The organism is Actinoallomurus sp. NPDC052274 (assembly GCF_040679475.1).
GTDB lineage: Bacteria > Actinomycetota > Actinomycetes > Streptosporangiales > Streptosporangiaceae > Actinoallomurus > Actinoallomurus liliacearum.
The window spans coordinates 1-9,088 of sequence record NZ_JBFAUT010000118.1 but is presented as its reverse complement, the minus strand read 5'-3'; the positions used below and the strand labels follow the sequence as shown (position 1 = coordinate 9,088).

Annotated in this window: 5 protein-coding genes and 1 tRNA gene; 1 reads left to right on the top strand and 5 read right to left on the bottom strand. The window is 71.3% G+C overall.

The window, feature by feature from the left end; translation table 11 throughout:
• The 4 genes from AB0K82_RS44085 to AB0K82_RS44070 form a co-directional block, all read right to left on the bottom strand.
• On the bottom strand, positions 1-2,441 hold a 2,441-nt coding region (locus tag AB0K82_RS44085; RefSeq protein WP_364409614.1), incomplete at its 3' end, for an FAD-dependent oxidoreductase.
• Positions 2,438-3,604 (bottom strand): alpha/beta hydrolase, encoded by a 1,167-nt coding sequence (locus AB0K82_RS44080; protein WP_364409611.1) that lies wholly within the window; start codon positions 3,602-3,604, stop codon positions 2,438-2,440. The genes AB0K82_RS44085 and AB0K82_RS44080, both read right to left, overlap by 4 nt.
• Positions 3,605-3,693: 89 nt before the next feature.
• Positions 3,694-6,597 (bottom strand): AAA family ATPase, encoded by a 2,904-nt coding sequence (locus AB0K82_RS44075; RefSeq protein ID WP_364409608.1) that lies wholly within the window; start codon positions 6,595-6,597, stop codon positions 3,694-3,696.
• Between the two features lie 183 nt (positions 6,598-6,780).
• Positions 6,781-7,320, bottom strand: coding sequence for an ATP-binding protein (locus AB0K82_RS44070; protein WP_364409606.1), 540 nt, complete (start codon positions 7,318-7,320; stop codon positions 6,781-6,783).
• Between the two features lie 360 nt (positions 7,321-7,680).
• Here AB0K82_RS44070 and AB0K82_RS44065 point away from each other — a divergent pair.
• Positions 7,681-7,754 (top strand) — tRNA-Ile (locus AB0K82_RS44065).
• A 105-nt stretch (positions 7,755-7,859) separates the two neighbouring features.
• Here the strand turns inward: AB0K82_RS44065 and AB0K82_RS44060 are convergent.
• Entirely contained in the window at positions 7,860-8,510 is a 651-nt protein-coding gene (locus AB0K82_RS44060; RefSeq protein ID WP_364409603.1) for a choice-of-anchor C family protein, read from the bottom strand.
• Positions 8,511-9,088: the final 578 nt, after the last annotated feature.

Below are 9,088 nucleotides of genomic sequence, written 5' to 3'. Positions count from 1 at the left end.
CGCGGGCACCTACGAGGTGCTCCGCGCCCGGCTCGGCGAGCAGGCCAAGGAGCTGGTCCGGCGGGCCGAGGCGCTGAACGCCCGGCGGCTGGAGGAGGGCGGTAGACGTCCCACAGCTCGCTCAAGAAGAAGTGGCCGAAGCGCTCCAGGGCGGCCAGGCCGTTCGGCCCCTCCGCGCGGAACGTGGTGAGCTGCCGGGCGAAGTCGTCCAGCCCCAGGCGCAGGATGCCGGCGGCGGCGATGGCCGCCTCGTCGTCGCCGCTCTCCATCACGTGCCCCTCGAAGATGCGGAAGAACAGCGTCGTGGTGTCCGGCCAGACGCGCGTCGCCGCGCGGTGACGAATGTCCTTCCACCCGGAGAGGGTGCGGGGCCGGCCCTCGGCGTCGGTGAAGTGCAGGCGATACCGCATGAGCTTGCGGTCCGGCGCACTCCCCGGACAGAACAGGTTGAACCAGCCCCGCTCGATCTGACACCGGCCCCCGCAGACAGCGGCGTCGATCCATCCCTCGGCCCGTGCGGTGTGCTCGGGCTCCTCCAGGAAGCGGTCCACGTCGTCGACGGTGATGGTGAGCCGGAACCCGAGCCGATGCCCGTGATCCCGGCCCGCCTGCTCCCCCGCCCCGGGAGCGTGCTCACCCTCGGCGAAGAACCCCTTCATCTCCTCAGTGAACGACAGCGACGTGCGCTCTTCGGCACCCCTGTGAACCTCGGAACCACGCGCCGTGCCGTTCACCGCCCCTCCGACCGGGCGCGTCCCGTGTACGCTCCCGGTGTCCTCCAGCAACCGCGTGCACATCCGGTCGGACAGTGCCGCGATCGTCAGTGACGGGTTGGGCCCCACCGCGCCGGGCAGTGCCGCCCCGTCCGCGATGTACAGGCCGGGGAACCCGTGCACCTCCCCGAACGGGTCGCAGACCCCCTCACCGGGGTGCCGCCCCATCGGCGCCCCGCCCCCGGGGTGCACCGTGATGATGCGCTTGCGGAACCAGATCGGGTTGTCGGCGTAGGTCGCACCGAGCACGGCGGCGATCCGCTTCATCGTGGAACGCATCCGCGCGAAGTACTCCTCGCTCGTCTTCGTCGTCCAGTCGGCGTCGAGCCGGCCGCCGCGCAGCCGCAGCACGCCGTCCGGGACGTCGCGGCCCATACCGAGCAGCGGCAGCGAGCTGACCGACAGCGCCCCGTCGCCGATCAGCTCGGACACCTCACTGGACAGGTTGGTGTCCGGCGCATGGGAGAAGAAGGCCTTGAACCGCTCGCGCATCAGGCGGATGATCCGCGAGATCTCGTGCGCGATGTCGGCCTCCTCGACCATCCAGCCGACGAAGTTCGGATAGCCGCCATCCTCGATGTACGCGCCGCGCCCCGCGCCCGGCACGCCGTCGACCTCGTCGGGAAGCCGGATCGCGCTGGTGATCGTGGGGCCCAGGCTGGCGTCGAGCGGCCGGAGCCGGTCCCGGTCCTTGGCCCGCAGCAGGAAGGTCAGCAGGTCGCCGTTGCCGGAGAACCGCGTGCCGAGCGCGTCGCTCAGCCCAGGGAACCGCGCCTTGTTCCGCAGCAGCAGATAGGTCGTGCCGTACGCGCCGGCGGCCAGCACCAGACGATCGCAGGAGATGGTCCGGGACTCCGGCTTGCGGGCCTTCGTGAGGGGGGCGTGGTGGACGTAGTCGACCTCGTAGCCGCCCTCCGGCCGCGGCCTGATCTCGCGCACCTCGTGCAGGGTGCGCAGGTCCGCGCCATGGTGCTTGGCGGCGGACAGGTAGGTGTGGTCCAGGCTGTTCTTCGCCCCGTCGTTGCAGCCCAGGTAGCACTCCCCGCAGAGCCGGCAACTCCGGCGCTGCACGCCGTGCAGGTTGCCGTACTTGGGGTCGGTGATCGGCAGCCCGAGCCCGGGTTCGGCCCCCGGCGTCGGTGCGAAGCTGACCGCCAGTGACGGCAGCTGCCAGTCGAGCCCGAGCTCGGCCGCCGCGTCCTGCATCGCATGGGCCTTGGCGGTGGTGGCGAAGGCCGGATGGTCGAGCGGGTAGGGCGTGCCCCCGAGCATGCCCTCGACCGCGTCGTAGTGCGGATCCAGCTCCTGCCGGCTCACCGGCCAGGTCTCGTACCCGCCATCGGGGAGTGCCTCTTCATTGACGAACCACTCCTCGTCCTTGCGCAGCAGGACGTTGGCGTAGATCAGCGAACCGCCGCCCAGGCCGCTGGAGACGACCGAGTCGAAGCCGCGGAACCCCCAGACGTCGTACAGGCCGTACAACCCCTCCGCCGGGTCCCAGAACGCACGGCTCATCTGCGCCGGCGTACGGGCGAAGGTGCCCGGCGGGTAGTCCTGCCCCCGTTCGAGGACCACCACGGACAGGCCCGCCTCTGCCAGACGGTAGGCGGCCACGGCCCCGCCGAACCCGGAACCGACCACGACGACATCGGTGTGTTCGCCGTTCATGAGACCTCCTTCGTCGGAGGAGTGACCAAGGGTGCTGCGCTCATTGGCTCACTCGCTCCGCTCGCTTCTGAGGCCTGCCGCTTCAGGAAGTCGAGGATCTTCGGGAAGACGTCCGCGTGCGCGTTCTCGCCGATGAAGGGATCGATGTGGCCGTAGCCGGGAAGGGAGGCGAACTCCTGCAACCCGGGTCGGGCCCGCTCGAGCGCCGCGTGACAGGCCGCGTTGGCGCCCGGGAAGACACGGTTGGCATCGCCCGACAGCAGGAGGACCGGGGTGGTGACCTCGTTCGTCCGCGTCAGGTAGGAGTCGGGCAGCGCGGCGTGGCGCGGGTCGCCCGGGTGGTACTTGACGGCCTGACCGGCCGACACCATCTTGCGGATGTGCCGGAAGTAGTGCACTCCGGTCGGGCCGAGCAGGTCCGCGATCCGCTGGTGGGTGACAGGCAGCAGGTTGTCGTGCTCGTAGAGCGCCGGATGACCGCTGCCCCACATGAAGCTGATCATGTGGCAGTCGCGAACGTCGCACTCGCGGTGGAACAGCGAGACGAGACGGGAGACCATCCACCCTCGCGTGAGCGGCGGTGCCTCACCGAAGCGTGAGTCCAGGAAGGACAGGCCGATGAGGTACTCCGACAGGCCGGGGCCGGCCGTGAGCTTGCACCGCGACCAGGCAGGCACCCGGGGGACCAGCGAGACGCTGTTGCTCACGAAGCTCGTGATGCCGTCGAGGGCGCCGCCGAAGAGGCTCATGGAGAACGACAGCGACCCCAGGCAGTGCGCGATCACGTGCACCCGCCGGTCGCCGACGTGCCGGCGCAGCTCCCGCAGGGCGGCTGGATGGTCCCAGGCCGCGATGTCGTCCAGCGTGTAGCGATGCGTCTCGGCGTCGTACGGCAGCCGGGAGCTCATGCGGAAGTCGAGCGCCCAGACGTCGGTGAACCCGTTGTCCAGCAGGACGCTCACCAGGTTGCGGTGCTCGGGCATGATGAACATGTCGATGGAGGCCGTGAGGCCGTGCAGCAGGAGCACGACGTCGTCGCAGTCGCCGCGCCGGAACCGTGTCAGGTTGAGCCCGAGACCGTCCTGCGTCGCGAACGGATGCACGGACACCTCGGCTCCGGACACGCCCTCGAGGGTGTACCGCGCCGGGACACGTCGCTCCATGACTCTCACCTCCCTGCCTCCGGACACACAATGGCAGGCGCGAGTGCGCGCGCATCATCGTGGTAAACCCTGATTCCGCCCTACGGCGACTAAGGGTTCTGGTTCAGCGCGCTGACGATACCGACCCGGGACGACACACCGAGCTTGGCGAAGATGTGCGACAGGTGCGTCTCGACCGTCCGGATGCTGAGGAACAGTCGTTCGGCGATCTGCTGGTTCGTGCACCCCTCGGCGACCAGCGTCGCCACCTCGAACTCCCGCCTCGACAGGCCGTGCGGGCCGGCGGCCCGGCCGGTCGCGCCCGGCACGCGCACGCCGACCTTGCGCTGCGCCCGTACGGCCTGGGCGTGCAGGGTGCGGGCGCCGCACGCGGCGAAGGTCTCCGCGGCGGCGCCGAGCTCGGCCCGGGCCGAAGCGCGTTCGCCGGCCGCCGTGTAGGCGATCCCGGCCCGGAGCCTCGCCCGTCCGGCGTGGATCCGCATGCCGCCCTTGTCGAGGATGGCGGCCGCGGCCTGGGCCTGTTCGGCCGCCAGGTCCGGATCGGAGGCCGTCAGCGCGTGCGCGCGGGCCAGCATCGCGAAGCCGCCGTTCGTCTCCAGACCGGGCCGGGCGAGCACGTCGGCGCGGTCCGCCCAGCCCGTGGCGTCCCGCGGGCGTTCCCGTGCGGCGTCCACGTCGGCGAGCGTCTCGCAGCAGGCCACCAGCGTGCCGGGGTCGAGCTGGGGATCGTTGAAGTCACCGCAGGCGGCGAAGAGCTGCTCCGCGCCCTCGTCCAGGCGCCCGGCGTGGATCAGCGCCATCCCGCGGGCGTACCGGGCCATGGCGGCCCACCACTCTCCACGGCCGAGCCGCAGGCCGACGAGCTCCTCGCCGAGCCGCACGGCCGAGTCGTGGTCGCCGGACCAGCTCGCCGCCAGGCATTGCTGCGTCATCGCGAAGCCCAGCGACTCGCTCGAGCGCAGGAGACGGGCGACCTCCGTGGCCTCCTCGGCGGCGGCCGCCGCCTCCTCCAGCCGGCCGAGCATGGTGAGCGTCTGCGCCTGACCGGCCATGATGTGCGGCAGCATCGAGCTCTGCCCGGTGTCGCGGGCCACCGTCAGGAAACGGCCGAAGTGCTGCAGGGCGTCGGCGTACCGGCCCATCATCAGCTCCAGCCAACCGAGCCAGATGTCGGTGTCGAGCCAGTCGGCGAGGTGGTCGTCCGGCGCGACCGCCATGAGGCCGGCGGCCACCGTCGCGTAGCGGGCGGCGTCGTCGATCAGCCCGGCGGCGTAGGCGGGCATCGGGCGCACGGCGGCGACGGCCAGTACGAGACTGGGCTCCCAGCCGTCGGCGCTCTCCGGCATCAGGTCGAGGACGGCCTGGGCGGCGCGGAAGTCGCTGCGCATCAGGCTCTCGGTCACCAGCCGCACGCGGAGCTCGACGGCGGCCGGGGCCTGGGTGTCGGGGATCCGCCGCAGCTCGTCGAGGAGGAGCGCGCGAGCCTCGTGCGGCCGATCGAGCTGGCGCTCCATGATGCCGCACAGCCGGGCGGCACGGGCGCGGCGTGCGAAATCGTCGGGCGGCAACAGGCGCAGCAGTTCCCGCGCGGTGTCCTTCCCCTCGGCGATCCGGCCGCTGACCGCCTGCGCCCGCGCGAGCTCCAGCAGCAGGGCGAGCCGCATGTCCGGGGTGTCCGGAACGAGCCGGAGGGCCTCCTGCAGCCAGTGCGCGGCGGTCGCGGGGGCCTGCGCGGCGACCGAGCGGGCCGCCTCGACGAGCGTAGCGATGGCCGTCTGATCGCCGATCCTGGCGGACCGCTCGACGTGGGGAGCACGCGCCGTCGCCGGGGCGCGCACGTCCGCCAGCCGGGCGGCGATCCGGGCGTGCACGGCGTGCCGCCAGCCCGCCGCCGCCGACTCGTACGCCGCGTGCCGGACGAGCGGATGCCGGAAGCGGAACCGGCCCGGCGCCGCCGGTCGTACGACGTCCCGTGCGACCAGTTCGTTGATCGCCTGGAGAGTGTCGTCCTCGGACGTCTCGGCCGTCATCGCGACCAGGGCGGGTTCGAACTCGTCCGCGGCGACGGCGGCGGCCCGCGCGACGAGCAGCGCGGTGGCGGACAGGCCGCTCAGCTCCATGCCCAGGGCCGCGCGCACGGCGTGGGGCAGTTCGCCGATCTCGGTCGGTTCGCCCGTGCCGTCGGGCGTCCCGACGCCGGTGCCCATGCGGGCGAGCGCGTCGAGGTAGAAGGGATTTCCGCCGCTGGCCTCGTACAGCGCGTTGCGGCGTGCCCGGCTGACCTCCGGGCCGAGGAGCTCGCCGACCTCCGCCTCGCTGAGCGGGTTCACGGGGATCCGCGTCGCGGTCTCCATCAGCGCGGCCAGCCTGGGCGAGGCCTGGGCCGGCCGGTAGGCCACGGCGACGAGCATCCGTCCGCGCGGCGGATGACGTGTCAGGTGGTCCAGCAGCTCGACCGTCGACTCGTCCGCCCAGTGCACGTCGTCGAGGACCAGCACGAGCCCGTCGGGTGCGGCCAGCTCCTCCAGTAGCCGCCGGACGGCGCGGTACAGGTGGTACCGGTTGGTGGCCGGCGCGATCGCGCCGATGTCACCGGTCGCGGCCACGGAGAGCGCGGGGAAGACGGTGGCGAGCAGCCCGGCCGCCGGTGCGCCGAGCCGTTCGGGCAGTTCCTTCGCTATCGTCTCCAGGCGGTCGTCCAGCGCGTCGAGCACGGCGCCGAACGGCATCTCCTCGAACTCGGTGGCCCGGCCGGACAGGGCGGGCAGCCGGCGTCGGGCGGCCTCGGCGGCCAGCTCGTCGAGCAGCCGCGTCTTCCCCGCCCCGGGGTCGCCCGCCAGGCCGACGAATCCGCAGGTGCCGTTGGCGGCGGTGTCGAGAAGCCGTCCGAAGTCCTCGAGGACGTCGCGGCGTCCGACCAGCGGGGGATCGACTTCTCCCGTCGCGCCCGCGGTCGACGATGCGCCGGTCGTCCCGCCGACACGACGATCCATACCGTTCCCTTGCGGTGGAGGTGCTTCGCGGCCCTTCTCCGACCCAAGAGGTCGTCAGCGGCAGTTTACCGAGACATGGCTTTTCGCGTCCGCGCGGTCTTTCAGGTCGTACCTGGTCAGCCTCGAGCCGGGACCCAGGTAATCAGATTGTTACTCCGGGAAGCATGTCGCCGTGGGAAACCTTCATGCCTGCGGGACCGCGAGGGCGGCCCATACCGCCTTGCCGGCCCTGGGCAGAGGCGTCCAGCCCCACGTACGGCTCAGGGCCTCGATGACGTACAGGCCACGGCCGTTCTCGGCGATGTCGCAGGGGTCGCGCAGGAGGGGCTCCTGGCGGCTGGCGTCCGCGACGACGCACACGACGAGGGCGCCGTGGCGGACGAGGGTCAGCCTGATCGGCCGGTCGTCGGTGGTCACGAAGCCGGCGGGCAGACCGTAGCGCAGGGCGTTGGTGACGAGCTCGGAGACGATGACCGTCGCGTCGTCCGCCAGGTCGGCCAGTCCCCAGGCCCGCAGCGTGCCGATGGTGAACTCGCGGGCGATGCCGGGAGCGGCGCCGTTGGCCCGCAGCGGGCACATGGCGTCCTGTGAGTGGCCGAACACCGGTCCGTACGCAGCGAGCTGAGGCAGCACGTGCGCGCTGTCGCGCACGCCCGTCGGGGAGGGGGGCTCCTCGGCGAGTTCGTGCCGGGTAGAGGTACAGCTCGTGCGATAGGGGGGCATCTGGCGGCCTCCAGACGACTCGGACGGGCCGAGTAGGGCTTGATCGGCTATCTTCCCCCGGAGCGCGAACAGATGCAAGAACTGATGCACAATCAAATGCACGTGCAAATGCGCGTCCCAATCGCACTCACGAGGCGTGCGGGAACCGGCCTCCCCGGCCCATGGAACGGCCGCGGCCGGCGCGCCGGCGGACCGCCGCTCGGCGTGGGTGAAGCGATGAGGCGGCGGAGGGACGGCGGCGCGCGAGGCGGGCCCGAGGGGCCCGGGGCCCGGCGGAACGCACGCGCGGATCGGCCGTGTTCGAGTTGCGCGGGCGTCTGTGGGCAGGCAAGGTAGTGGGGCTTGATGCTCGCTACCCTCGGGGCGGTAGCTCAGCCGGTTAGAGCAGGGGACTCATAATCCCTTGGTCGTGGGTTCGAGTCCCACCCGCCCCACTCGATCAAGCAGCCCGATCATCCCACTGCCGGACACCTCCTCAGACGGACGCCTCGCGGTGGCCGTCGGGTGCGAGGCCGCCGCGAGGCGTCGGTCGATGAGGGTCAGATGTGACCGAAGCGGCAGTCCATCGGGTGCGTCGGGCTGACCGTGACCGCGTCGATCACCGGGCCGAAGGCGCCGGCCGTGGTGCTCCCGAAGGCGAGGGTGACCGCAGGGCCGAGCGCGCGGAACCTGAACCGCTGCGGGACGTATCCCATGTCCGCCCGCGTCTTGCCGGTCGTGTCGAAGGCGAAGTTCCGCTGGTTCGCCGGGTGGCCCATGCCGTGCTGCGTCACTCGCAGGAATCCGCGCTTGACCGCCGGCCCGCCGTCCGGATTCCCGGCGAGGGAGAACGTGACGTTGTAGCAGCCGCCGAAATGGGTCGGGACGGACTGCTCGACCGTTCCGGCGGTGTTCCCGTCGAGGTCGATGGACTGGTTCCCCTCCGCGGCCTGCCAGAAGCCGGAGCCGATCAGGTCGACGTTTCCGTCGGCGACCCTCCAGGCGCCGATCTCGGCCCCGGCGTTGAACGTCGTGAAGGAGTTCGCGGGGACGACCGGATTCTCGAAGCCGCCGTTGGAGAAGGGCGGCACCGCGGTGTTCTGGGCGTGGGCGGACTGGGCGGCGGTCATGCACAGGGTGAGGGCGGCCGCCGCGGGAAGCGCGGTGATCATCCGCCTGACGCGTGGGCTGAGGGTCAATGGAACCGCCATGCTTTTCTCCTGGTTTCTCGGCGTGGTCTGTACGCGGCGTATCGATTGGCCGGAATGGGCAGTGGCGCGCCCGATCGAATTCACCTGTCACGCACTGTAATCAAGTGATCTTGCTCTGTATTCGAGTGATCGGAACCTGGAGGGGATATGGACGGCCTGTTGCTCGTCGTTTACCGGCGGTGCGGCGAGGCGTCGCCGACCGCCTTACGGCTTATGTCGGGATGAATGGTTTTGGCCGGATGTGGTCAGGGTGGAACGTAAAAGCCTGCTGCGGGCAATGCGTCGGGCCGGCCGCCCGCCGAAGGCCGCGCCGGCGGCCGGATCCCGTTGCCGCGCAGTTCGCGCGGGGGTTCCCGGTGGCATCGTCGGTCCCCTGGGTTCTCAGGAGTCACACCGGCATCCGGGCGAGCGGATGCCGGGCTCGACGTTCTACGCGGTTTCGACGGGCCGACGCTACTTTGAGGCTTGTATCCGTCACTGCGCGTGGGACACTGGGCGGATTCCGGTGTCCTGAGGGGAGCGCATGATCGGTTCTGCGCCTGATGGCGAGAAGGCCGTGAGCAGCATGTTCGGTCATC

What these genes read in the sequence shown, in the direction of transcription:
- AB0K82_RS44080 (WP_364409611.1), bottom strand. Translation starts at nt 3,604, where the DNA reads ATGGAGCGACGTGTCCCGGCGCGGTACACCCTCGAGGGCGTGTCCGGA.
- AB0K82_RS44075 (WP_364409608.1), bottom strand. Translation starts at nt 6,597, where the DNA reads ATGGATCGTCGTGTCGGCGGGACGACCGGCGCATCGTCGACCGCGGGC.
- AB0K82_RS44070 (WP_364409606.1), bottom strand. Translation starts at nt 7,320, where the DNA reads ATGCCCCCCTATCGCACGAGCTGTACCTCTACCCGGCACGAACTCGCC.
- AB0K82_RS44060 (WP_364409603.1), bottom strand. Translation starts at nt 8,510, where the DNA reads ATGGCGGTTCCATTGACCCTCAGCCCACGCGTCAGGCGGATGATCACC.